The following is a 26,717-nucleotide window of genomic DNA, read 5'->3' on the forward strand; positions in this document are numbered from 1 at the left end:
GCCTCGGCACTCCTTCTCCACGAACGCAGTGAGTACTTCCCTGTGCCCACGGCACTCCTTCCCTACGAACGCAGTGAGTACTTCTCTGTGAGCTCTGCTCACTCTATCTATGCATATCAATAGTATCCATTAACTCAACGTTATCATTATCAATTATATTTTTCTTAGTTGAAGTTTTATTTTCCTTCATGAAGGTATTTTTTGTGCTAAGAGGAGGAAGTATAGTTCCAGCTCCGTTTATGCATCCACCTTGGCACATCATCCCTTCTATAAAGTTGCCTGGAAGTTTATTAACTTTAGCTAAAGTTAATACTTTTTTTACATCATCAGCACCAGAGACTTTCACAGGTTTAAAAGGTGTAGTTATTTTTTCTGTTTGAATATAGTTTTCTATAGCAGCAGTTAAACCACCAGCCATACCAAATCCTCTTCCGAATACAGAACCATCATTCACAGCATCTTCTTCACAGTGTTCAGGATCCATATCGCAAGCTGCTAAAAGTGCAGATAATTCCTCAAAGGTTAAAACATAATCAATAGAACCACTTAACTCTTCACGCCTAATTTCAGCCTTTTTAGCAGTACAAGGTCCTATAAATACTACTCTAGTATTATCGCTTTTACTTTTTATAAGTCTTCCAAGGGCTACCATTGGAGATACTGTATTAGAGGCATATTTAATATCCTCAGGAAATTTCTTTTCCATATAACTTAGGAAGCCTGGGCAACATGAACTAGTCATAAGCTTATCTCCATTTTCCATTCTTTCCACAAACTCATTACTTTCATTAATTGTTACCAAATCAGCGCCACAAGATACCTCTAACATGGAATTAAAACCAATGTTTTCAATAGCTCTCTTAATTTGTCCTAAGGTTACATTTGGACCAAACTGACCAGCTATTGAAGGGGCAACTATGGCAACCATATTTAAATCATTTCTCTTTAATCTTTTAGCTACAGGAGCTATAAGACTCTTATCAGAAATAGCACCAAAAGGACAGGCGGTCATGCATGAACCACATTGAACACAAAGTTCGTCCTTAATCATAGCTTGTCTATTATCTGGATTTACAGAAAGTGCTCCAGTAGGACATACAACCTTACAAGGTCGAACAACATCGGAAATAGCATCATAAGGACAGGCTTTTTTACACAATCCACACTCCTTACAAAGTTCCTGATTGATATATGCTCTACCACCCACAGAAGTCATAGCTTTTGCAGGACATACCTCTCTACATTTATGAGCAATACATCCTCTACATGCTTCAGTAACAGTGTACCTATCTATAGGACAAGTATCGCAGGCTGCTTCAATTACATATATTATTTGCGAACTTGATTTAATATCTATTAAATCAGCATCATTTTCTCCCACTGGTAAGTAACCAGCAGCAAGTTTCGCACGTTGGTTTACAATAGCCCTTTCTTTATAAACACAACATCTATATTTAGGTTTTTCCTTATCTACAATATGATAATGAATATTAAATAAATTATCAGTAGTTAATTTATCGTCCATTGCAAGAATAGCAATTTGTTTTAATACTTCATGTTTAATTTGCTTTAAATGAGTCTCAAATATAAACATTTTATCCCCCCTAAACCCAAAAATATGACAAGACTTTAACAATATTTATTATAACATTAAATTATCGACATAGAAAGCCAAAATAGATGAAATATTGGTTATTATTAAATTATAAAAAAAGGATATATTGTGAGAAGTAGTAATAAGAAAGAACTTTATAATAACTTAGTTTCAAAATCATAACAACTTCCTATAAAATTTAATGAGTTAAACAAACCTATACGTATAATTATAAATGGGGTATTTACTAAGAAAGGGAAGGTTACAGCAAACAAAATATTAGTATTTATAATTTCTAAATTTATAAATTTAATCAATATAGAAGAAGCCGTTTTGAAGAAGATAAGGATATGAATATGGATATTTTAAAGCATATATGGGATAGGATGCCAGAAAGAGGAAAGGCAAATAGACTTTACTGTAAAGAGCTTAGTAATTTATATAAAAATAAGAAAATTTAGAATTATTAAACTTTACTGAAAATATATTAAAAAATAACGATATATATTGTTAAAAATATCACTAAAAAATATGAAAAATACTGCGTAGTAATTAATCATAAAATTAGATATCTATATATGTAAAAATATACTAATACAAGGAAATTATGAAGGAAATTCATAGCAGCAAGCGAATTAACATATTTAAGGATGTAAGATGATTAATTATAAGTATTCATCAATAGGGAAGATCTTTAGAAAATTATATAGAATAATTGGGGTGTTAAAATGCTATTTGTTGAATTAATGCAGAGAATGTCCTTGGTGGCAATGGCTGCATACGTATTTACTAGAATTAAAACCTTCAATAGCTTTTTTCAAAATGGTATATCCTATAGAGATAAAATAAGTATTGTAATATTTTTTTCTTTCTTAGCTATAATGGGAAATTATTTAGGGATACCAATAATTGATAATGCTTTAGTAAATACTCGTCCTATAGGAGTAATAACTGCTGGTTACATAGGGGGACCAGTAATTGGTGCCTTGGTTGGTTTTATAGCAGGAGTACACAGATATACATTAGGAGGGGTTACAGCTCTTGCCTGTGCTTTGGCATCAGTAGCTGAGGGGTTAATTGGGAGTTTTTTTGCAAGGAAATTAAAAACTGGCGATTTTAAAATTAGACAAGCTATTTGTGCTAGTGTGTTTGCAGAATTAACTCAATATTTAATTATATTGATTGTAGCAAAACCTTTTAACATAGCAGTGGAAGTAGTAAAAGTAATCTTTATTCCTATGTTGTTTGTAAATACAGTTGGAGTGGCGATATTTGTTGCTATTATTAAGGAATCAAAAATATATTTACAAAACTATAAAGCAGAGGAAACTCTTAAAACCTTAAGGATTGCAAAAAAGGCAACCTATCATATGAAGCTTGGTTTTACAAAAGAAAATATAGAGAAGTTTATAAATGAAATTCAAGGAGTGGCTAATGTGATAGGAGTATTTTTTGTAAACGAAAAAAATACTATTACCATGAATAATATTAATGTAGAGAAAGAAAAAATTTTAAAGTGGTGCAATGCTATAGGAAATTACAGTAATGACCATATACAACTACATTATGAGTATAAAGATAAATTAAGGGAGTATCCCATATTTATAAATACTGTTAAGGTAAATAATAAATGCAGAGGATATTTTGGAATAAAGGTAAAATCTCAATATGACATAAAAAATTGTTTTGATTTATGTGAAGAGTTAAGTAGTATCTTATCTAATGAACTGGAGATATATGAACTGAATAAACTTGCAAAACAAGGAGTGGAAGCTAACTATAGGGCATTAATACAACAAATACATCCCCATTTTTTATTTAATTCCTTAACGACCATTGCGTCACTATGTAGAACTAATCCAGAGAAAGCAAGATTTTTAATATTAGAGCTATCAAATTATTTTAGGACAACCTTAAAGAGAAAAGAAGATTTTGCATCTCTAGAAAAAGAACTAGAATTTTTAACATCTTATTTAAATATTGAAAAGGCTAGATTTGGAGAGAGATTGTCAATAAATATAAATGTTGAAGATGAGCTATTAACTATATTGGTGCCAGTATTTATACTACAGCCGTTAATTGAAAATGCAATAAAGCATGGAATTTTACCTAAAATAAAGGGTGGAAAAGTAGAATTAACAATTAGAGAAGAAGAAAATTATTATGTATTTATAGTAGAGGATGATGGAGTAGGTATAGATGAAGAAAGATTAAAAAACATTATGTTCTCTGAAAATTCTGGAATAGGGATAAAAAATGTAAATGAAAGGTTAAAGCTTTTATACGGGGAAGAGAGTGGATTAGATATTAGAAGTAAATGTGATGAGGGAACTACAGTATTATTTAAAATACCAAAGGAGATGATTTAGTATATGGATATAATACATTGTTTGATTGTGGAAGACGAGATACCAGTTAAAGATGAACTTTTATATATGCTTAAAGATTTTGAAAGAATACAGATTATGTCTCACCAATCTAATGGAGAGGATGCACTTAATTATCTAAAAAATAATAAAGTAGATTTGCTTCTTATAGATATAAACATTCCTGGTATTAATGGAATACAGGTTGCAGAGAGATTAAGAGAAATGGATTTTAAAGGGATAATCATCTTCATAACTTCTTATGATAATTATGCTATAAAAGCCTTTGAATTAGAAGCTGTAGATTACATATTAAAGCCCTTTGATAAGAGAAGAATAGATTTAGCTATAAACAAAGTATATAGATATTATGAAAATAAAAGCAATAGACATAGGATAGAAGAAGATCATCTTGAAGCCAAGGTTCAGGAATTAATTCGGCATATAGAAAAAGATAAGAATAGATTGAAAAAATTCCCATGTAAATTATACGGAAGAACCATATTTTTAGATATGGATGAGATATATTTTTGTTTTTCCTTAAATGATTGTACTTATGTAAAAACAAAGAGCGTAGAGTATTTAACATCTTTTACCCTCAATGAAATAGATGAAAAAACAGGTTTTTTCAGGGTTCATAGGAGTTTTATTATAAATATAAATTATATAAAGGAGTGTTATGCTCTTTTTAACTATAATTTTAAAATAGTTATGAGTGATGATGAAAATACTGAAATACCAGTAAGTAGAAATAAAGTTAAGGATTTAAAAATAGAGCTAGGCCTTAAGTCATAATATGAAATGCTTTTCAGCTTAGTTTTTTACACTTCAGCAGGTATTTTTGTATGTTCACCCTTAAAACATATGTATATATTTATATTTGTTGTATAATAAAGTAAATTTTAAGGGATATATTCATATGAGTAAGGGGGATTTATATGATATCTTTTTTAGCTTCTATAGCATTATTAGTCATTAGTTATTTTGTCTATGGTAAATTTACAGAGAAAATGTTTGGTATGGACGAAAATCGTGTTACACCAGCCATAAGACTTGAAGATGGAGTGGATTTTGTTAAACTTCCACCATTTAAAATTTTTCTAATACAATTTCTCAATATTGCAGGATTAGGTCCAATTTTTGGAGCCATTTCTGGAGCACTATGGGGACCTGTTGCATTTTTATGGATAGTGTTTGGATGTATTTTTGCAGGAGGAGTACATGATTACTTCTCGGGGATGCTATCTCTTCGTCATGATGGAACTAGTATACCAGAAGTTGTAGGAAAATATCTTGGAAATGGCTTTAAACAATTTATGAGAGGCTTTTCTGTTATTTTATTAGTGTTAGTTGGAACAGTATTTATGACAGGACCAGCATCACTTTTGGCAAGTTTAACGCCAGCAAGCTTAGACAAAACTTTTTGGTTATACGTAATACTTGTTTACTATATTTTAGCAACTATACTTCCTATAGATAAAATCATTGGTAAGATATATCCTATATTTGGAGTATGTTTACTAATAATGGCAGTAGGAGTAGGAGGGGGAATTTTACTTGGAGATTTTACTATACCAGAAATAACTCTTCAAAATTTACACCCAAGTAATTTACCTATATGGCCATTGATGTTTGTAACTATCGCTTGTGGAGCAATTTCAGGATTCCACGCTACTCAATCACCTATGATGGCTAGGTGTATAGAAAATGAAAAGCAAGGAAGAGCATCTTTCTTTGGTGCAATGATAGCAGAAGGTATTGTTGCTCTAATTTGGGCAGCAGCTGCTATGACTTTCTTTAATGGAACAGGTGGCTTAGCAACGGCCTTAGCAGAGCAAGGGGGACAAGCTGGAGTCGTACATGTAATATCTACTTCATTATTAGGAAAGGTAGGAGGAGTACTTGCTATATTAGGAGTTATAGCGTGTCCTGTAACTTCAGGAGACACAGCTTTCAGAAGTGCTAGATTAACCATAGCAGATTTTATGAATATTAAGCAAGAAAAAATTAAGAGTAGAATAGCCTTAAGTCTACCGTTATTTATAATAGCTTATGCATTAACATTTATAGATTTTAATATAATATGGAGATACTTTGCATGGTCAAATCAAACTTTAGCCACTATTGTACTATGGACTGGAGCAATGTATATGGTTTATATTAAGAAGTCTCATTGGTTTGTAACTATACCTGCAACTTTTATGACAGCAGTTTCAGTCACATATATATTAGTAGCACCAGAAGGCTTTAAACTTGCCACAGCTATAGCTTATCCTATGGGTATAATATCAGCTATTGCAGCTTTAGTAATTTTCCTATACGCATCAAATAAGAAAAAAAGCTTAAATACTCCAGAAAAAGTCAGCAAGGTAAAGGAGTCAATTACTAAAAATTAAATTATAAGACTAAAAACTAGCTGGTTATTCTAATCAGTTAGTTTTTTTTATATATAGCTCTGTTTTAAATGACTGTTGATTTTAGAACTACATATTATTGCTCTCTAGTTTAAAATAAACTTAACCTAAATACTATTGCATTACCTAAAAATAGTTGATAATATTATTCTTATTGGGTATATTCTCAATAGATTAGTTTATTTAAGGGAGAGAGATTACATGGTTTTTACATCCGCAATTTTTGTATTTTTGTTTCTACCCTTGGTGATAACCTCATATTTTTTAATAAGGAAAGAATTAAGAAATGGATTACTACTTCTAGCTAGTCTTTTCTTTTACGCATGGGGTGAACCAAAATATATAATTATAATGATTGTATCTATAGTTATTAACTATTGCGCAGGGTTGATGGTTGATAAATATAGAGAAGATAAAGCTAAAAAGAAGGCAGCCTTAATAATAGGTACAGTGTGTAACTTAGGGCTATTGGCAGTTTTCAAATATGGAAATTTTATAGTTGATAATGTTAATGCACTTACTTCAATAATAGGACCAGGACTTACTATAACCATAGGAAATATACATTTACCTATAGGCATTTCTTTTTTCACTTTTCAAGGGCTATCCTATGTTATTGACGTTTATAGGGATGATGCTAAGGTACAGAAGAATATTTTCAACTTAGCTCTTTATAAAGCATTATTTCCACAACTTATAGCGGGACCTATTGTAAGATATAGTCAAGTTGCAGAAGAAATAGAACAAAGAGAAATCACCATAGATAAAATATGCTATGGATTAAGAAGATTTGTTGTGGGATTTGCTAAGAAAATTATCATAGCGAATCAAATGGGTCTTATGGCAGATAAGATATTTGCTACTCAAACAGAAGGTATGCCAACTACTGTGGCGTGGCTTGGAATTATATGCTATACCCTTCAAATATATTTTGATTTCTCAGGATATTCAGATATGGCAATAGGACTTGGAAGAGTTTTTGGATTTACATTCTTAGAGAACTTTAATTATCCATATATATCAAAATCTATAAAAGAATTCTGGAAAAGATGGCATATTTCTTTAACCAGCTGGTTTAGAGACTATTTATACATACCACTAGGTGGAAATCGTAAAGGAAAAGCAAGGTCCTATATAAATCAAATGCTAGTATTTTTATTGTCAGGGCTTTGGCATGGAGCTAGCTGGAATTTTATATTTTGGGGAGCTTATCATGGAATGTTTATAACCTTAGAAAGAACTAGTTTTGGAAAATTTATAGACAAACTATGGTCACCTATAAAGCATTTATATGCATTGATAGTAATTCTTGTTGGATGGGTATTCTTTAGAGCGGCAAACTTAACTTTGGCATTAGAATATCTAAAAAATATGTTTATATTCAATCCATCTACAGATTTATATAATTTATCCTTATTCTTAGATCCTAAAGCCATACTTATATTAGTACTAGCTATAGTATTCAGTATACCAATATTAAAATGGTGCAAAGAGCTATCAGATAAAATATCACCTAAAATCTATGGATATGATGTAGTAGTTAACATAGGAGCATTAGCTCTATTTGTAGTATGTCTTATAGCCTTAGCAGGTTCTACTTATAATCCATTTATCTATTTTAGATTTTAGGAATGAGGTGATAATATGAATACTAAAAATAAATTACTTAGAATTATGTCTTATATAATAGTAAATATAGTATTTTTCGTAGGGATAGTGGTTTTGTATAAGAGTGCTTTTGGCTCTGTAGTAAAGGTTCAGATGCTTACTCAACACGATGAGCAAAATCTGTTTTCAATGTTTTATACTAATGAAGAACAGCCATTATATAATGATGTCATGGCAGCTAGAGTTGAGTTGCCTAGAGCAGTTGGGTTTAGGAGAGTAAAATTTGAGTTGAACTCACCTTCAATAGAAGGATTAAAAATTCACTTTGGATATAATAAACAAGTAGTAAAAGTGAAGGCTTTAATAATAAAGACTCCATTTAAAACATTAGAGCTTTCAGCTCAAGAAATAAAAGATACTTTTACCACTGAGGTTTCATCTCATATAGAGAGTCTAGAGGTGAAGGATGGCGTATTATATGTAAAGCCTAAGGATGTGGATGCTTATGTATCTACAGATAAAATGGGAGAAATAATAGATAATACACCTTTGAATACAAATACACTTATGACTATAGTCATATTCACTATAATTGCATCTTTCTGTGCAATGAAATTTTATTATTATTTAATAAGTAATAAGGTTGCACCAAGTAAATTTGCGTTTGTTGCCATTTTTCTATTAATATTATATGCTCCTAATATGTTTAAACTATCAGGTATGAGTGATGGTCCTAATACAGAAAAAGGTGGAAATGGCGCTCTAGAGTATAACGAAAGTCTTCAAGGAGTAAACCTTTTAGTAAAGAAAATAGAAAATTATTATGATAATAACTTTGGACTTAGAAATCTTTTAATAAGATTAAATAGTTATATAGATGTAAAACTATTAAAAACCACTTCTACTGAAAAGGTAGTGATGGGTAAGGATGGATGGTTATATTATGGTACTGAAGGAGATAAAAATGTACCTGACTTATATAGAGGAATAATTAAATTCACCGATGAAGAGCTTTTAAAGATAAAAACGAATCTTGAAGAAAGAAGAGATTATCTTGAAGCTAAGGGGATTCCTTTCATACTTATGATAACTCCAGATAAAGAGAGTATTTACCCAGAGTATTATGATGATAGATACAAGAAAATAAGTGAAGAAACCAGATTAGATCAATTATTAGATTATTTAAATGAGAACTCAGATTTACATGTAGTGGATGTAAGAGAGGAATTAAAAAGTAAAAAATCTATAGAAAGACTATATGATAAAACAGATACTCATTGGAATGAATATGGAGCTTACTTTGGCTATGAAGTGTTAATGAATGAAGTAAATAAATATCTGCCTGAGATTAAGCCTAAAAGTTTAGATGAATTTGATATAGTAAAGAATTATAAAGAGATTGGTGGAGGAGACTTAGCTAATATGCTAAGTTTACCAAATGAATTTCCAGAAGAGCATATACTAGTACAACCAAAGGAAGAAAGAAAAGCAAGAGATATGATTAACACTGATCATAATTATAAGTTATTGCAAGGAGCTATTCTTGATAATCCAGACAAATCTCTTCCAAGATTACTAATGTTTAGGGACTCTTTCGGAGTAAAACTAATACCATTTGTAGGAGAGCATTTTAGTCATTCAGTATATCAATGGGATCCAGGCTTTAATACTACTCTAGTAGAACAATCAAATCCAGATATAGTAATACATCAAATAGTAGAAAGAAATTTAGAGTTTTTACTTACTGATAATCCAAAGTTGAAATAGTAGATTCGCTTTGCGAATAGGTAAGGAGCTCACTTTGTTCGTAGAGAAGGGCAACCAGAGGTTGCAGAGAAGGAGCTCCCTTTGGTCGCAGGGAAGGACTCACTTCGTTCGTGGGTAAGGAGTCACTGCGTGACAGGTAAGAGGGCATTTGTTAATGGCAGTGTTTTATTTATTTACTTTGATTACAGATGTTAAAATATGGATAGACTTACCGTATAATAATCACAGGGAGTGAGTTGTATGAGTAAGTCTATTATGTTAGATAAGAGCATTGATTTTTCAATTAAAGCTATAGATGTTTATAATATTTTAATTATGGATAATGAATATGTGTTATCTAAACAATTTTTGAAGTCAGCAACAAGCATTGGTGCAAATATAAGAGAAGCGAGATATGCAGAAAGTAAAAAGGATTTCATTCATAAGTTGTATATTGCAATAAAAGAATGTAATGAAACTCTTTACTGGTTAGAATTAATTAAATACATGAACAAGGTAAATATTAAAACTATCGAAAACTTACATAGTGATTGTCATTCAATGTGTAAAATATTATCAAAGGCAATAAAGACAACAAAAGCAAATGATAGTAAAGAAGATAAATAAAAAAACTCCACTTTAAAATGGAGTTTTTTATTTATCTTAAAAATTACCTACGAACGCATAGAACCTCTTACCACGAACAAAGCGAGCATTTCCCCGAAACCGAAGGGTTCTTCTTACCTGTGAACGCAGTGAACACTTACCTGCAACCTCTGGTTGCCCTTCTCTGCGAACAAAGTGAGCTCCTTCTCTGCAACCTCCGGTTGCCCTTCTCTGTGCCTTGGCACACCTTACCACGAGCAAAGCGAGCATTTCCCCGAAACCGAAGGGTTCTCCTTCCCTGTGAACGCAGTGAACACTTCCCTGCAACCTCCGGTTGCCCTTCCCTGCGAACTTCGTGAGCTCCTTACCTAAAAACTTCGCTTGAATAACCCTTCGGGTGATTTTCATGAAATCTCCATGCAGTTTCAATTATTGTTTCTAGAGAGTTAAATTTAGGGGTCCATCCAAGCTCTTTAATAGCTTTTTCAGAAGAGGCTACTAAAACAGCGGGGTCACCTTCTCTTCGTGGAGCTACCTCCGCAGGGATTGGATGATTAGTAACATTTCTAGCTGCTTCAATTACTTCCTTCACAGAGAAACCTTTATTATTTCCAAGGTTATAAATTGCACTAGGTTCACCTCTCATAAGTCTTTCTAAAGCAAGGGTATGAGCCTTAGCCAAGTCAGAAACGTGAACATAGTCTCTTACACAGGTTCCATCCTCTGTTCCATAGTCATCTCCAAACATTTTAATACTAGCTCTTTTTCCTAGTGCTACCTCCAAGATAAGAGGAATTAAGTGGGTTTCTGGAGTGTGGTCTTCTCCGATTTTACCACTAATATGGGCTCCAGCAGCATTAAAATATCTAAGAGCTGTATATTTTATACCGTAAGCCTCATCACACCATCTTAAAACCTTTTCTATCATTAGTTTAGATTCACCGTAAGGATTTATTGGCAGGGTTTTGTCTCCTTCTAAAATAGGAATATTTTCAGGCTCTCCATATGTAGCTGCAGTAGAAGAAAATACAATATATTTGACGTCATGTCTTTTCATGGCTTCAAGTAAGTTTATAGTTCCATATACATTATTATTAAAGTATTTTAGAGGTTCTGTCATACTTTCTCCTACATAGGAGTGAGCAGCAAAATCAATAACTGCTTCTATAGAATTTTCTTCGAAAATTTTATCTAGTATTGAGGAATCCCTCAAATCACCTTTATAAAATTTCCCGCCAAGAAGACTTTCTAAATGACCTTTTTCCAAATTGTCCAGTATTATAACTTCTTTTCCAGTTTCTAAAAGTTCTGCTACCATGTGGCTGCCAATATATCCAGCACCTCCACAAACTAAAATACTCATGTAATTCATTCCTTTCTACAAAAACATTATAATAAAATATTAATTTTCTTCAAAAATTAGTTAACAATTTGATAAGATTTTAAATAATTTTAAATTTAAATAGCCTTTCTAGTAGATTTATTATAAGATATTTACGTATATATCCTTAGATAGCTACAAAATTATTCCAAAATCAACTTAGGGTATTAAATTTACACTAATTATGGCTTATGATATAATTAATTTGTTATATATCAATAAGAATGTATTAATTATAGCATAACTGGCGTATACAATTAAATACGATATAAATTAAGGAGGTTTTTCTGTGATGGCGCAATTAAACGCACAGGATATAAGTGAGCAAGTAAATGAGGAAGTAAAAGAAAAAGTAGTATATAATTTTACAAAAAGGATAATGGATATAGTAGGCTCTATTGTTGGGTTAATATTACTTAGTCCAGTATTCTTAATTTTATTTATATTAGTTAAGATAGATTCAAGGGGACCAGTATTTTTTTCTCATGCTAGATTAGGGTACAAGGGTAACATTATAAAGATATATAAATTTAGAAGCATGGTGATTAATGCAGAGGAAATGCTAAGAAATTTAACTCCAGAGCAAAAGGAAGAGTTTGAGAAAAACTTCAAGCTTGAAGATGATCCTAGAATAACTAAAATGGGGAACATTTTAAGAAAAACAAGTTTAGATGAATTACCACAGTTAGTTAATATACTAAAAGGAGAGCTTTCAATAGTTGGACCAAGACCTATAGTTGAAAAAGAAATAGAACTCTATGGAAAATATGGAGCTAAGCTTCTAACCGTTAAACCAGGGTTAACGGGAAATTGGCAAGCCAATGGTAGGAGTGATACTACATATGATGAAAGAGTCCAATTAGATATGGATTATATAGATAATAGAAGTATATGGATGGATATAAAAATTATATTCAAAACATTTATAGCGGTGTTCAAGAGAGAAGGGGCTAGATAATCAATAGACTATAGTTAAGAATTAAAAGAATTTGAGCGAATTAATATAGCCCAACAGTGTATAAAAGTTGATTAAGTGCTATCTAGAAAAAAGACAGTACTATAGCTTCAGGGATGTTTAGTGGTTCAATACAAAGAAGAAGGGGAGAACTTAAAATGAAAAACTATGATTATCTAATAGTTGGTGCAGGACTGTATGGTTCAGTATTTGCCTACGAAGCTACTAAAAAGGGAAAAAAATGTTTAGTAATAGATAAAAGAAACCATTTAGGTGGAAATATATATTGTGAAAATTTTGAGGGAATTAATATACATACCTATGGAGCACACATTTTTCATACCAGTGATGATGAGGTATGGGAGTATGTGAATGCTCTTGTTGATTTTAATAGATTTACTAACTCTCCTATAGCTAATTACAAAGGTGAGCTATATAATTTGCCCTTTAATATGAACACTTTTAATAAATTATGGGGAGTAATAACGCCTAAAGAGGCAAAAGAAAAGATAGAAGAACAGAAGAGTATTCTTCAAGGTAAGGTTCCAGAAAATTTAGAGGAACAAGCTATATCACTTGTTGGTACAGATATATATGAAAAGCTTATAAAGGGATATACAGAAAAACAATGGGAAAGGGACTGCAAAGATCTTCCCCCTTTTATAATAAAAAGGATTCCTGTTAGATTTACCTATGATAATAACTATTTCAATGATAAATATCAGGGAATTCCAATAGGTGGATATAACAAGTTAATAGACAAGCTATTAGAGAAGTGTGACGTAAGAGTTAATGTGGATTTTTTTCAGCATAGAAAAGAGCTAGAAGATATGTGTGAAAAGGTTCTTTTTACTGGAATGATTGATGAGTTTTATAATTATGAGCATGGAGTTTTGGAATATAGGACTCTTAAATTTGAAAATCAATTTTTAGAGTTAGAGAATTATCAAGGAAATGCAGTGGTAAACTATACAGATAGGGAAACCCCATATACAAGGATAATAGAACATAAGCACTTTGAATTTGGCACTCAAAAAGGCACTTTAATAACTAAGGAGTATCCAAAGGAGTGGGAGAGTGGTGATGAGCCATATTACCCAGTTCTAGACGAGAGAAATTTAAAGATTTATGAAAAATATAAATCAATGACTGAAAATGAGAAAAAGATTATTTTTGGAGGAAGACTTGGAGATTATAAATATTATGACATGCACAATGTAATAAGAGCAGCACTAGATAAAGTCAAAGAGGAGTTTATAGAGTAATGGATATAAAAATACTTGTAGCTACCCACAAGAAATATAAGATGCCAGAAGAAAAAATATATATACCTCTTCATGTGGGAAGGGAAGGTAAGCAAGATTTAGGGTATATAGGAGATAATACAGGGGATAATATTTCAGTGAAGAATCCCAATTATTGCGAGCTTACTGGTTTATATTGGGCATATAAAAACTTGGAATGTGATTATATAGGATTATGCCATTATAGAAGATATTTTTCAAATAAATCACTTATAAAGAGAATAGGAAATAATGAGGCTAAATTTTCTTTGTTACTTAGTGAGAATGAAATAAAAGACTTAGTTAAGGAATACAAGGTAATACTTCCTAAAATGAGAAATTATTATATAGAAACAATTAAATCTCACTATGAGAACGCTCATCATATAGAAGATTTGAATAAGGTAGAGGAAATAATAAGAGAATATCATCCTGATTACATAAATAGCTTCAATCAGGTTATGTCAGGAACGAAGCTTCACCTTTACAATATGTTTATAATGAGTAAGAGTGATTTTGATAATTACAGTGAATGGTTATTTGATATATTATTTAGGTTAGAAAAGGAAATAGATATCTCTAAATATAATAATTATCAAAGTAGAGTATATGGATTTCTCAGTGAAAGATTGTTTAATGTTTGGCTTAATAAAAATCAATTGAAGTCTAAAGAGATATCTATCATAAATATGGAAAAAGTAGATTGGGTAAAAAAAAGCATAGAATTCTTAAAAAGAAAATGGAAATAATTACAATGGCTTCAGGAGTAATTACGAATTATGCAAATACACTTGAAAGTACACCCAAATTTTGGAGGGGAATAGATGAGAAAGATTATATTTTTCTTTTCAGGCATAGTATATAACCTTTTATGTATATTAAAGGTTAAGCAAAATAGAGTAGTTATAGAGTGTGATTATGGGAAAGGATTTTATGATAATCTTCTTTCAATATATAGCTATATATTGGATAAGAAACTACCCTTAGAGATCATTATTCCTATAAATAAGGGAGTAGAATTAAATATAGAAATAGGGGAAAATACAAAGATTATACATACAAGATCCCTTAGTCAGCTATATTATTTAGCAACATCTAAATATTGGATAACTAATAATCATTATTATCATTTTTTAAATAAGAGAAAAGATACTATAATGATAAACACATGGCATGCTTTAGGTGCCTTTAAGAAATTTGCTTTAGATTCTGCTAAGAATCAAGAGGATATAGATAGATTTAAAAAAGATGGAGATAACATAGACTACCTGCTTGTAAGTAGTGAAAATTTAAAGGATATATATTCAAAAGCATTAAATGTACCGAAAAGTAAAATACTATCATTAGGAATTCCTAGAACAGATCAACTATTCAATGAAGGATATATAAAAACTATTAGAGGAAGATTATTAAATAGTGATAGTCAGTTCAGTGGAAAGAAACTAATACTATATGCACCGACTTTTAGAGATGATGAAAAAGAACATTTTCATATGAATTTAGATCTGCATAAAATGAGGAAAGAATTAGGTGATGGCTATAAGGTACTATTGAGGCTACATCCTATAATAAGAAATAAATATTCTGTACCAGAGGAATTAAAAGATTTTGTGGTAGATGTAAAATCATATAACATAAATGATTTAATGATAATAAGTAATATATTAATCACTGACTATTCTTCGGTGGTATTCGAATATGCCTTATTAAATAAGCCTATGATATTTTTTGCCTATGATTATAAAAAATATAAAGAGGAATTAAGGGATTTTTATTTTCCTTATGAAGAATTTGTGCCAGGGCCTATAATCTATACTACAGAGGAAGTAATAGACAGTATAAAAAAAGAAAATTTCTCAATGGATAGAATAAAGGAATTTGGGGAGAAATTCTGTCAATATAAGGATGGAAAATCCACAGAACGATTTATAAACTTTTTTTTAAGCACTAGAGTTTAATTCTTAATTTGAAAAGAGGCGTATGATGATGAATATTGCAGTTTTATTAGCGGGAGGCACGGGTAGCAGAATGGGAAGTGACCTTCCAAAGCAGTTTATAGATATATACGGAAAGCCATTAGTTGTCCATACTATAGAGGCCTTTGATATAAATCCTAATATAGATTATATAGCAGTAATCTGTAAAGAGGATTTTAAAGAAGATTTAAAAATATGGGTAAGAAAATATGGATTAACTAAGGTTAAGTGGATTATTAATGGAGGAGATACAAGACAGGGTTCTGTTTATAATGGAATAACTCATTTAAAGGAGTTCTGTAGTGAGGATGATATATTAGTAATTCATGATTCAGCACGACCACTTATAAGTCAAAGAATAATCGATGAGAATATTAGCAAGGCTAAAGAGTATAAGGCTGTAGATACAGTAATACCTAGCACAGATACTATAATAAAAAGTGTGGATAATGAGTTCATTGATCAGGTTCCATTGAGAAAGGAACTTTATTTAGGGCAAACGCCACAGAGTTTTAGCTATGGCTTGATAGAAAGAGCCCATAAAGAGGCTATGAACTCAGAAATTTTAAATGCTACTGATGATTGTCAACTAATTTTAAGATTAGGAGAAAAGGTTAGATTAGTAGAAGGCGATAAATTAAACTTTAAGGTTACAACCTTTGAGGATTTATTGATGTTAAAATCCATAATAAAACTTGGAAAATTAGAAGAGGTGAAGTAGATGCTTAGCAAGGGCTTTAAAGTGGTTTCACCTAAAACCTTTGAGATATACTATAGTCATGTGGAAGCAGCACAGGACGAAGCATTAATAAAAATGGATTTAGGAGCAATTTGTAAGGCTGATTTACGATATTTTTTAGGGCTAAGAGATGAGAAAATTTTAGGGTTAAAATATCCCATGAGACTTTTACATGAAATGGTAGGAACTGTATTGAAATCTCCTACAGATACATTGAAGGTAGGGGATAGGGTGGTTTTAGTACCTAATATTGCTAACTGTTCACAATGTGAAAAGGGTAGTAAAAAATGTAGCTTGCAATCTACCATAGGTGAAAATTATTGCCCTAGAGCTAAATTTGCATCTAGTAATTTAGATGGTTTTTCTTGCGAATATATGAGTTTTCCAATTTCTAATATAGTAAAACTGCCTGAGGAAGTGCCCATGGAACATGGAGTTTTTGCAGAATTAACCTCCGTAGCGGTGGCAGCACTAAGAAGATGTAAGGTAGATAATCATAAGGTCATTGCAGTATGGGGAGATGGCATAGTAGGATATATATTGACTTCTGTACTTAGAGTATTAACTGATAGTAGGCTGATAATCATAGGAAAGAATCCTGAAAAGCTAGAGTTGTTTCCAGCAGATAAGGTCTATCTAGTGGGTGATAATGATATAAAAGAGGAAGATATAACCCTAGCCTTTGAGTGTGTTGGTGGACAAGGGTCTCAATATGCAGTAGATGAAATCATGAGTTCAATAGATATTGGTGGCCAAATCGTACTAACTGGAGTAGCTGAGAACAACATAGAAATAAATACAAGAAAAATCTTGGAAAAAGGCTTAAGTATAACAGGCTCAACAAGAAGTTCAGTAGAGGATTTTAAAAGATCTATAAAATTGTTGGAAAATGCACAGTATAGAGAATATATATCAAAATTAATAAGAGGTGTAGCCATTATAAGAAATATTCATGACTATTATGAAGTTTTCGAAGAAGCTGCAAACCCAGAACTAGGTAAGAAGTTATTAAAATTTAACATATAATGGAACGGCCCCTGGGGTACATCCATTATATGAATGTACCCCAGGGGTCGTTCCATATAATGGGAGAGAAGGAGAGAAAGGTGAAAGTTTCTGTAATAATACCGGTATATAATGTAGAAAAATATATAGCAAAAACTATAGAATCCTTGCAGGAACAAAGCCTAAAGGATTTTGAGGTACTACTTATAAATGATGGTTCAACAGATGATACCCTTAGAGTTATGAAGGACGTGTTGATTAACTCTAATTTGGATTATAAAATTATAAATAAAGAAAATGAGGGAGTCAGCAAGACTAGGAATCTAGGGATAGCCAATGCAAAAGGAAAGTATATATATTTTCTAGATGGAGATGACTACATTGTCCCAACCCTTCTGGAGAAAATGTATAACAACTGTGAGAATTATGGGCTTCAAGTGTGTTTTTGTGGTTATACCCATATAAAAGAAGAAGATAACAGCGTTATGATGAAGGTACATAAATATATAGATCAGCCTATGAGTGGACTACAGGCTGCAGCGAAGATGCTAAACAATGATTTTTGGATAAGTGCTATATCTGGCTTTTATCTAACCAGTTTTTTAATAGAGAAAAATTTAGAATTTCCAACGGATATAGTTTTTGGAGAGGATACAGTATTTGTAGTGAAAACACTTATGAATGCAGCGGCAGTAGGCTGTGTAAAGGAACCATTAGTTTATTATCTTCGAAGGAGTTCTTCAGTGACACAGAGTTCAAATAATAAATACTTTAACCTGCACCAATCAAACTTAGATATATTACAGTACAATAGAAAGTATTTCAATAGTTCCGATGTGGAGAAGGCGCTTTTAGAATACAAAATACCTCAATCTATAATGAGAATTTTTTCCGCTCTTGCAAAAGGTGGGAACAATAAGAGAGAGCTATTTGAATTTATAAGTAAGGATGAAATCAAGACCTATTTAAAAGGTTTTAAGATAAATGGACAAAAGGAAAATATGAAATTTAAACTTAGCTCATATATAATTAGAGTTTGTCCTAAAATGTTATATAGCTTATTACAAGTAAGGAAAAATTAAATGTGCTATAGCATTGGAATTACTATTCATACTTGTATTTGAAGTATGGATTATAGAGATAAGTACCAGAGTTGGAAGGAATATGATATGAGAATAAAACATGCAAAGAAGAATGTAATATATAGTATAACCACCTATGTATTCTTGATGGTGTTATCCTTTATAAATAGAAGAATATTTGTTGATACATTAGGTCAAGAGATGGTTGGACTGCAAAATGTTCTTAACAGCACAATGAGTCTTTTAAATCTAGTAGAATCAGGGGTTGGAATGGCAGTAATGTTTTCCTTATATAAACCCTTTGCTGAAAATGATAAAGTACAGATAAAAAGCATAGTCTCATTATATTCAAGGCTATATAGGATATTTGGTACAGTAATATTCTTTGTAGGAATAATATTATCAGGATTTTTAGGTTTCTTTGTAAAAGAACAAATTCCCATAGATTATGCGAGAATATGTTTCTTTATATATTTAGTTGATACAGCTCTTACTTACTATTTCTCTTACAAGACCTGTATGTTATATGCAAGTCAAGATGGATATATAATTTCATTTTGGGATTTTATTTTTAAAACTGTAAGAGCAGCGATACAAATAGTAATATTAATAAAGTTTAAATCTTTTATATTATTTATAGCTATCCAAGTAGTAACTAACATAATGTATTTGACAACTATAAATTTAGTGGTAAATAAAAAGTTCCCGTGGCTTAAAATAGTGGGAGTAGAGGAAATTAAGGGAAAGGCAGATATAATAAAAAATGTAAAAGTATTATTTATCCATAAAATAGGAAGTTTTGTGGTATTTAGTACAGATAGTTTAATAATAACACATTTTTTAGGGCTTGTGGCAACAGGATTATATGGTAACTACAATATGGTAATAACCTTTTGTGACCAATTCATGAGAAAGATTTTTGATGGATTGACAGCTAGCATAGGAAACTTGTTGACAGAGGGTGATGAAAAAAAATCTTTCGACATATACAGAAAACTGTTTTTCTTTAACTTTTGGATGTCATCCTTTGTGGCAATATGTTTATATAACCTAATGGATAGCTTTGTGATGATCTGGTTAGGTAAAAAATCCTTATTACCAAAGGGAGTTCTCATAGTATTAATACTAAATTTCTTCCTAACTACTATGAGATTAAGTATAGATAAATTTAAAGAAAGTGGAGGAATGTATTACGAAGATAGGTATGCTCCACTATTTGAAGTAACAATAAATCTAGTATTTTCAATTATATTAGTTCAAAAAATGGGCTTAGCAGGGGTGTTTATAGGTACTCTAATAAGTAATCTATCCGTGATATTTTGGGTTAAACCTAAAATTGTATTTAATAAAGTATTTAAAAAAAGCTTTATTGAATATCTAACTCACTATATAAAATATGTATGCTGTGGAATAATTCCACTTATACTTACTTCTGCAGCAGGTAGATTAATACAATTTAACAGCTCTATACTTCAGTTTCTAGTATCTACTATGGTTAATGTGGTATTAATCAATGGAACTTACTTGATATTATTTCATAGGACAGAGGAATTCAAATATTATAAGAAACTCGTATTTAAAAAGTAAAATTAGGTAATCACCCCAGGGGTGCTTACTAAATTTGGAAGCACCCCTGGGGTGATTACATAAAATGGAGGAAGGTATGGATAATATAAATAGATGCGTGAAGAAGATAGGATATATATCTAATGAAAAATGGTTTAAATATACGATATTATTTACACTATTGGTATTTAGCACGGGTATAGATCTTATTCATAATTATAAGATCACGAATAATATAAAAAATGTTTATATGGTTTTAATACCATTTATTCTAGCACTAATAATGATAGGTAAGAAGCAATTAAATAGAGATGCAAACTGGATATTTTATGGAATGGTGATATTTAGTATAATATCAGTTATATGGTCTGTTGATAGAGTTGAGACTATTAAAAATAGTATTTTATTTGCAGGAACCACAATAATAGCAGTTTATGTAGCTAAAAATTCCACAAAGGAAGAAATCTTTGAAGTGCTTTTGACGTGGTTTATGTGGATGGTTATAATAAATTTATTATGCTATATGATTAAACTACCTGTGGCTTATGACTTTAAGGAAACCAGATATACTGTTGCTCTGAAAGGAATATACAAACACAGAAATACCTTAGGATTACAGATGACATTAAGTATAAGTTTAACAATATGGTATTTGATGCATTTCTGGAAAGATAAAGGGTTGAGAACTAAATGTATATTAACATTAGTAGGAAGTCTATTCCTATTATATATGAGCAAGAGTATGACCTCTTATTTATTAGTAGGGGCTATGGTGACATTGGTAATTTTAACTAGATATAAACTGTTTAATAAACTCATGATATATGCTATAGTGCCTGCATTAGTGGTATCAATATACCTATTAATGGTTCAACCACAGTTCTTTCAAAACTTTTTATTGACGATTGGAAGAAGTCCTACTCTAACAGACAGAACAGTAATTTGGGCAGGATCTATAGCTGGAATAAAGACAAAACCACTTTTAGGTTATGGTTATTCGGCTTATTTAACTAATAATATATATGCAGTAAACTTTGTGGCAGTACATTACGGTGGATTACCAGTAAACTCTCATAATGGGTTTTTAGATATACTGCTAGATTTTGGTGTAGCAGGAGGCAGTTTAATTTTCCTATTTATGATTAATACCTTGGATAAAATAAGAAGGCTGAATAATAAATTAAGTAGGATAGATTTTAAATACATTGGATTTATATTAGCATATTTTGGGTTTACCTTATTTCACAACTTAGTGGAAAGTCCACTTGTGAAACATAATGCTACGACTTATGTGTTGATAATACTGTTCTTTAATATAATATATAGAACTTGGAGAGAAGTGAAAAACAGCTAGGAGGAATATATAAATGCTATGTGCGGTAATAATGGCAGGAGGTAAAGGTACAAGATTTTGGCCCTTATCTACAGAAGAAAAACCAAAACAGTTTTTAAGCTTATTAGGGGAAGACACAATGCTGCAAATGTCTGTAAAAAGAATACTGCCCATTATTCCAATGGAAAGAATTTTTATAGTGACAGCTAAGGCATATGTGGAATTGGTAAAAGAGCAGCTTCCATATTTAAATGAAGAAAATATAATAGTAGAGCCAGTGGGAAGAAATACTGCTCCCTGCGTTGGACTTTCAGCTTTTTATATAAATAAAAGATTTAAGGATGCGACTATGGTGGTATTGCCATCAGACCATTTGATTCAAAATGAAAAGGAATTTTTAAAGCTATTAAAGCTAGGAGAAAGTTTCGTTGAAAAAGAGAGTAGTGCATTAGTAACTATAGGAATTACACCTACCAGAGCAGAAACTGGTTATGGTTATATAAAAACTAAAGCTAATACTTGTTATAATAAAAATTTAGAGAAAGTACTATGCATTCCGAAAGATTATCAAGCTGCGGCCTGTGATAAAATTGATGATGAGGAACAAGTATTTCAAGTTGAGAGATTTGTAGAAAAACCTAACAAACAAAAGGCTGAAGAGTACTTGGAAAGTGGAGAATACCTATGGAATAGTGGGATGTTTATATGGAGAGTAGAAAACATACTGCAGCTTATAGAAAAACATTTGAATAGTACTCACAAAATATTAGAGGATATAATATCAGTGCCAAGCCAGGAGTATAATGAAGCTTTGGAAAATAACTATGAAAAAGTTGATAATATATCTATAGACTTCGGAATAATGGAAAAGGCAGACAACATATATGTTATGCCTGGAGATCTAGGTTGGGATGATGTAGGTAGCTGGAAGGCTATTGAAAGATATAGAGAGAGAGATAAAAATAACAATATAGTTTTTGGAGAGGTTACAAATCTTCAAGGTAAAAACAATATCATAGTATCACAGAATAAGCCAATAATACTTTCAGGGGTAGAGGATATAGTATTAGTAGAAAGTGAAGACATGATATTCTTAGGGAAAAAAGAAAATATAGAAAATTTATCAAAATTAAGGGACGAACTAGGCCCTCAAGCAAAAACTCAGTAATAATAAAAGGAGAAAATATATGAAGATTTCAGTGATATGCCCTTTATATAATGGAGAAGACTATATAAAAAATCTAAATAATTCTCTGCTTAAGCAAAAAGGGGTAGAATTTGCTTCTATAGAATATATTTTAACTGAGGGCAAAGATAACTCAGAGGAAGTATTAAAGAGATTAAATTGCACTTATAAAAAAATAAAGCCCCAAGAGTTTTCACATAGTAGAACGAGAGAAGAAGCAGCATTTAGAGCAAAGGGAGATGTACTAGTTTTTATAACTCAAGATATAATAATAATAGATGATTTATGGCTTTCAAAGCTGGTAAAACCTATAATAGAGGGGCAATGTGTAGCAACCTTTAGTAGGCAGATTTGTGATAATAATACCATAGAAAAATACGTAAGAGAAAAAAATTATCCAGAGGAAAGTAGAATTGTATGTAAGGATAATATAAAAGAATTAGGCATAAGAACCTTCTTCTTCTCTGATGCGGCCTCAGCAATAAAAAGAGAGACCTTTGAGGAATTAGAAGGATATGATAATAAACACTTAGTAACTAATGAAGATATGTATATAGCCTATAAAATGATAAACAAAGGCTATAAAATAAGATATACCAGTGAAGCAGAGGTTATTCATTCTCATGAATTTACCTTAAAGCAGCTTTATAAAAGATATTACGATACTGGAATATTTCTTAAACAAAACAGTTATCTTTTAGAACATAAGGCAAACAAAGCTGGTATGGGACTTCTTGGCTATGTATTAAAAAGAGCAGTTGAAGAGAGAAATATTGGGGTATTAATAAATGTGATACCAAATTTTGCAGCTAGATATTTAGGAAACTTTTTTGGGAAGAGAAGTGTTAAGAGGTAAGTGCTCACTTTGTTCGCAGGGAAGTGCACCGGAGGTGCAGAGAAGGAGTTGACTTCGTCAACAGAGAAGTGCTCACGGGGTTCGCAGAGAAGGGATTGGCGTTGCCAACAGAGAAGGAGTTCACTTCATGAACAGGGAAGTGCAGCAAGCTGCAGAGAAGGGGTTGACTTTGTCAACGGAGAGGTGCTCACTTTGTTCGCAGGGAAGGGTTGACTTTGCCAATGGGGAAGGGTTCACTACGTGAACAGAGAGACAAACTTTGTTTGCAGTTTGATTAGAGTGAGTAGTTGTGTTAGTTAGGCAAGTATAGTTAAATATAGGTAAGTATAGTTAAATAAAGGGAGGAAGATTATGAAGGGAATAATTTTAGCGGGAGGTTCTGGAACTAGGTTATATCCAGTGACTAAGGCTATATCAAAGCAAATAGTACCAATTTATGATAAACCAATGATATATTATCCGATGTCTGTGCTTATGCTTGCAGGGATAAGAGATATATTAATTATATCTACGGAGAGAGATGTGGTAGGTTTTGAAGAGTTATTTGGAACTGGAGAGGAATTAGGCTTGAATATAAGTTATGCTGTTCAGAAGGCGCCAAATGGACTTGCAGAGGCCTTTATAATTGGAGAGGAATTCATAGGCGAGGATAATGTATCTTTAATTCTAGGGGATAATATATTCTGGGGACAAAGTTTTGGTGCGCACTTAGAGAAATGTGCAACCCTAGAAAAGGGTGCAATGGTATATGGCTACTACGTTCAGAACCCAAGAGAATTTGGAGTGGTAGAGTTTGATGAGAATAAAAAAGTTGTATCTTTAGAGGAAAAACCAGAGCATCCAAAGTCAAAGTATGCTATACCGGGTCTTTATTTCTATGACAATACAGTGGTAGAAAAAGCTAAAGCTTTGAAGCCTTCTAAAAGAGGAGAACTTGAGATTACAGATTTGAATAGAATGTATATGGAAGAGGGAACTCTAAGAGTAGATCTTCTAGGAAGAGGCATGGCATGGCTTGATACAGGAACTCATAGTTCTATGCTAAAAGCGTCTAATTTCGTAGAGGCAGTACAAAATACTCAAGGTACATACATAGCATGTTTAGAGGAAATTGCTTATAAAAAAGGTTGGATAAATGATGAACAGCTTAAAAAATTAGCAGCACCACTACTTAAAACAGGTTATGGTAAATATCTTATGGATATTGCAGAAGAAAGATAATTGCAAACATGATGATAATTAAGGAGATTTTATAATGGGAAATTTTAAGTTTAATAAAACTAAAATAGATGGATTGTATATAATAGAGCCTAAGCTTTATGGGGACCATAGAGGATATTTTATGGAATCCTATAGTGAAAGAGAGTTTTTTGAAAATGGATTAGATATGAAACTCGTACAGGATAACCAGTCCAAGTCAAAAAAAGGTGTGTTAAGAGGACTTCACTTCCAAACTCAACATTCTCAAGGAAAGCTAGTTAGAGTTATAGAGGGAGAAGTTTTTGATGTAGCTGTGGATTTAAGAGAAGGTTCACCAACTTATGGTCAATGGGAAGGTGTAAAACTTTCTGCTGAAAATAACCTACAGTTTTACATACCAGAAGGCTTTGCACATGGTTTTTTAGTGCTGTCTGAAGAAGCTATATTTACATACAAATGTAGTGATTTTTATTATCCAGAGTATGATGGTGGAATCATTTGGAATGATAAGGATATAAACATACAATGGCCAATAGAAAATATAGAAGAGATTTTATTATCAGATAAAGATAAAAACTTAAAGCCATTAAAGGAAGCAATCCTTCCTAAATAAAGAATTTTAAGGAGTTGAATTGGATGAAAACTTATTTAGTAACTGGTGGAGCAGGATTTATTGGTTCAAATTTTGTGATTTATATGCTGAAGAAGTATAGGGATATAAAAATAATTAATTTAGACAAGCTTACTTATGCAGGAAATCTTGAAAACCTAAAAACTATAGAAAATGATGAGAGACATGTATTTGTTCAAGGAGATATAGGAAATAGAGAGCTAATAACTAAACTGTTTAAAGAGAATAATATAGATTATGTAGTAAACTTTGCCGCAGAATCTCATGTGGACAGAAGTATAACTGATCCAGAAATCTTTGTTAAAACTAATGTGCTTGGTACATTAAACTTATTAAACTGTGCAAAAGCTGCTTGGAACAGTGAGAGTGGTTGGAGCGAAGGAGTAAAATATCTACAGGTATCTACAGATGAAGTATATGGTTCCTTAGGAGAAGAGGGTTATTTCATTGAAGAAACACCTATAGACCCACATAGCCCATATTCAGCAAGCAAGGCTTCTGCTGACTTATTGGTTAAAGCTTATGCGGATACATATAAAATGCCAGTAAATATAACAAGATGTTCAAATAACTATGGTCCATATCAATTTCCTGAAAAGTTAATACCACTTCTAATCAATAACTGCTTAAAACATAAAAATCTACCAGTTTATGGGGATGGATTAAACGTAAGAGATTGGTTATATGTAGAAGATCACTGCAAGGCTATAGACATGGTAGTAAACCATGGAGTTCTTGGAATGGTTTATAATGTAGGCGGCCATAATGAGAGAACTAACATCCAAATAGTTAAGAAGGTTATAGCTGAGCTGCATGAAAAGGTAGATAGCGAAATATCTGAAAACTTAATAAAGTATGTTGAAGACAGAAAAGGTCATGACAGAAGATATGGAATAGATCCAACTAAGATAAAAGATGAATTAGGCTGGTACCCAGAAACTACTTTTGAAGTAGGAATAGTAAAGACTATAGAATGGTATCTTGAAAACAAACAGTGGATGGAGAACATAACCTCTGGAGAGTATGAAAAATACTACGAAAAAATGTATAAATAGAGAAAGGTCAGCAGAGCTGACAGGGGAGGAGCAAGCAAAACTTTCAGGTAAGTGACGAACTGTGTTCGTGGGTAAGGTGCCAACTTTGTTGGCAGGGAAAGGTTAGCGGAGCTAACAGGTAAGGGTCAGCAGAGC

At 31.7% G+C, this 26,717-nt stretch carries 22 protein-coding genes; 20 read left to right on the plus strand and 2 right to left on the minus strand.

Features of this window, described 5'->3' with window-relative positions; all coding sequences use genetic code 11:
* Nucleotides 1–103: 103 nt before the first annotated feature.
* Complete coding sequence (locus ACI48Q_RS13350; protein WP_474919612.1) at nucleotides 104–1,594, minus strand: 4Fe-4S dicluster domain-containing protein; 1,491 nt, start codon at nucleotides 1,592–1,594, stop codon at nucleotides 104–106.
* A 728-nt stretch (nucleotides 1,595–2,322) separates the two neighbouring features.
* Here ACI48Q_RS13350 and ACI48Q_RS13355 point away from each other — a divergent pair.
* From ACI48Q_RS13355 to ACI48Q_RS13380, 6 genes are all read left to right on the plus strand, one after another.
* The gene (locus ACI48Q_RS13355; protein WP_474919613.1) at nucleotides 2,323–3,963 is read left to right on the plus strand and encodes a LytS/YhcK type 5TM receptor domain-containing protein; all 1,641 of its coding nucleotides are present in this window, start codon (nucleotides 2,323–2,325) and stop codon (nucleotides 3,961–3,963) included.
* A gap of 3 nt (nucleotides 3,964–3,966) precedes the next feature.
* Complete coding sequence (locus tag ACI48Q_RS13360; RefSeq protein ID WP_474919614.1) at nucleotides 3,967–4,755, plus strand: LytR/AlgR family response regulator transcription factor; 789 nt, start codon at nucleotides 3,967–3,969, stop codon at nucleotides 4,753–4,755.
* Nucleotides 4,756–4,898: 143 nt separating this feature from the next.
* Nucleotides 4,899–6,356 (plus strand): carbon starvation CstA family protein, encoded by a 1,458-nt coding sequence (locus tag ACI48Q_RS13365; protein WP_474919615.1) that lies wholly within the window; start codon nucleotides 4,899–4,901, stop codon nucleotides 6,354–6,356.
* A gap of 219 nt (nucleotides 6,357–6,575) precedes the next feature.
* A complete protein-coding gene (locus tag ACI48Q_RS13370) occupies nucleotides 6,576–8,003 on the plus strand; it encodes an MBOAT family O-acyltransferase (protein ID WP_474919616.1) in 1,428 nt (475 codons plus the stop codon).
* Between the two features lie 15 nt (nucleotides 8,004–8,018).
* A complete protein-coding gene (locus tag ACI48Q_RS13375; RefSeq protein WP_474919617.1) occupies nucleotides 8,019–9,749 on the plus strand; it encodes an alginate O-acetyltransferase AlgX-related protein in 1,731 nt (576 codons plus the stop codon).
* 240 nt (nucleotides 9,750–9,989) lie between these two features.
* Complete coding sequence (locus tag ACI48Q_RS13380; RefSeq protein ID WP_474919618.1) at nucleotides 9,990–10,355, plus strand: four helix bundle protein; 366 nt, start codon at nucleotides 9,990–9,992, stop codon at nucleotides 10,353–10,355.
* 343 nt (nucleotides 10,356–10,698) lie between these two features.
* On the opposite strand, the gene galE is transcribed toward ACI48Q_RS13380, so the two are convergent.
* A complete protein-coding gene (gene galE / locus ACI48Q_RS13385) occupies nucleotides 10,699–11,697 on the minus strand; it encodes a UDP-glucose 4-epimerase GalE (protein ID WP_474919619.1) in 999 nt (332 codons plus the stop codon).
* A gap of 310 nt (nucleotides 11,698–12,007) precedes the next feature.
* On the opposite strand from galE, the gene ACI48Q_RS13390 reads away from it, so the two are divergent.
* The 14 genes from ACI48Q_RS13390 to rfbB all read left to right on the plus strand — a co-directional run bounded on the left by ACI48Q_RS13390 (nucleotide 12,008) and on the right by rfbB (nucleotide 26,582).
* Nucleotides 12,008–12,673 (plus strand): sugar transferase, encoded by a 666-nt coding sequence (locus ACI48Q_RS13390; protein WP_474920180.1) that lies wholly within the window; start codon nucleotides 12,008–12,010, stop codon nucleotides 12,671–12,673.
* A 155-nt stretch (nucleotides 12,674–12,828) separates the two neighbouring features.
* On the plus strand, nucleotides 12,829–13,935 hold the full coding sequence (gene glf / locus ACI48Q_RS13395) for a UDP-galactopyranose mutase (protein WP_474919620.1): 1,107 nt from the start codon (nucleotides 12,829–12,831) through the stop codon (nucleotides 13,933–13,935).
* The gene (locus tag ACI48Q_RS13400) at nucleotides 13,935–14,702 is read left to right on the plus strand and encodes a DUF4422 domain-containing protein (RefSeq protein ID WP_474919621.1); all 768 of its coding nucleotides are present in this window, start codon (nucleotides 13,935–13,937) and stop codon (nucleotides 14,700–14,702) included. Before glf ends, ACI48Q_RS13400 begins: the two co-directional genes overlap by 1 nt.
* 75 nt (nucleotides 14,703–14,777) lie before the next feature.
* Nucleotides 14,778–15,911 carry a CDP-glycerol glycerophosphotransferase family protein gene (locus ACI48Q_RS13405; RefSeq protein WP_474919622.1) on the plus strand — a complete coding sequence of 378 codons (1,134 nt, stop codon included), beginning with the start codon at nucleotides 14,778–14,780 and terminating at the stop codon, nucleotides 15,909–15,911.
* A gap of 25 nt (nucleotides 15,912–15,936) precedes the next feature.
* Nucleotides 15,937–16,650: a 2-C-methyl-D-erythritol 4-phosphate cytidylyltransferase gene (gene ispD, locus ACI48Q_RS13410; protein ID WP_474919623.1), complete on the plus strand. Its 714-nt coding sequence runs from the start codon at nucleotides 15,937–15,939 to the stop codon at nucleotides 16,648–16,650.
* Nucleotides 16,651–17,694: an alcohol dehydrogenase catalytic domain-containing protein gene (locus tag ACI48Q_RS13415; RefSeq protein WP_474919624.1), complete on the plus strand. Its 1,044-nt coding sequence runs from the start codon at nucleotides 16,651–16,653 to the stop codon at nucleotides 17,692–17,694.
* Between the two features lie 80 nt (nucleotides 17,695–17,774).
* The gene (locus ACI48Q_RS13420; protein ID WP_474919625.1) at nucleotides 17,775–18,755 is read left to right on the plus strand and encodes a glycosyltransferase family 2 protein; all 981 of its coding nucleotides are present in this window, start codon (nucleotides 17,775–17,777) and stop codon (nucleotides 18,753–18,755) included.
* Nucleotides 18,756–18,842: 87 nt separating this feature from the next.
* Nucleotides 18,843–20,342: a lipopolysaccharide biosynthesis protein gene (locus tag ACI48Q_RS13425; protein WP_474919626.1), complete on the plus strand. Its 1,500-nt coding sequence runs from the start codon at nucleotides 18,843–18,845 to the stop codon at nucleotides 20,340–20,342.
* A gap of 76 nt (nucleotides 20,343–20,418) precedes the next feature.
* Entirely contained in the window at nucleotides 20,419–21,675 is a 1,257-nt protein-coding gene (locus tag ACI48Q_RS13430; RefSeq protein ID WP_474919627.1) for an O-antigen ligase family protein, read from the plus strand.
* A gap of 13 nt (nucleotides 21,676–21,688) precedes the next feature.
* The gene (locus ACI48Q_RS13435) at nucleotides 21,689–22,822 is read left to right on the plus strand and encodes a mannose-1-phosphate guanylyltransferase (protein ID WP_474919628.1); all 1,134 of its coding nucleotides are present in this window, start codon (nucleotides 21,689–21,691) and stop codon (nucleotides 22,820–22,822) included.
* A 19-nt stretch (nucleotides 22,823–22,841) separates the two neighbouring features.
* Nucleotides 22,842–23,696 carry a glycosyltransferase family 2 protein gene (locus ACI48Q_RS13440; protein ID WP_474919629.1) on the plus strand — a complete coding sequence of 285 codons (855 nt, stop codon included), beginning with the start codon at nucleotides 22,842–22,844 and terminating at the stop codon, nucleotides 23,694–23,696.
* A gap of 351 nt (nucleotides 23,697–24,047) precedes the next feature.
* On the plus strand, nucleotides 24,048–24,917 hold the full coding sequence (gene rfbA / locus ACI48Q_RS13445) for a glucose-1-phosphate thymidylyltransferase RfbA (protein WP_474919630.1): 870 nt from the start codon (nucleotides 24,048–24,050) through the stop codon (nucleotides 24,915–24,917).
* A 34-nt stretch (nucleotides 24,918–24,951) separates the two neighbouring features.
* Nucleotides 24,952–25,509 (plus strand): dTDP-4-dehydrorhamnose 3,5-epimerase, encoded by a 558-nt coding sequence (gene rfbC, locus ACI48Q_RS13450; protein WP_474919631.1) that lies wholly within the window; start codon nucleotides 24,952–24,954, stop codon nucleotides 25,507–25,509.
* Nucleotides 25,510–25,532: 23 nt separating this feature from the next.
* Nucleotides 25,533–26,582: a dTDP-glucose 4,6-dehydratase gene (rfbB, locus tag ACI48Q_RS13455; protein ID WP_474919632.1), complete on the plus strand. Its 1,050-nt coding sequence runs from the start codon at nucleotides 25,533–25,535 to the stop codon at nucleotides 26,580–26,582.
* The last annotated feature ends 135 nt before the right edge of the window (nucleotides 26,583–26,717 follow it).

The organism is Clostridium sp. LXY-7 (genome assembly GCF_056172015.1).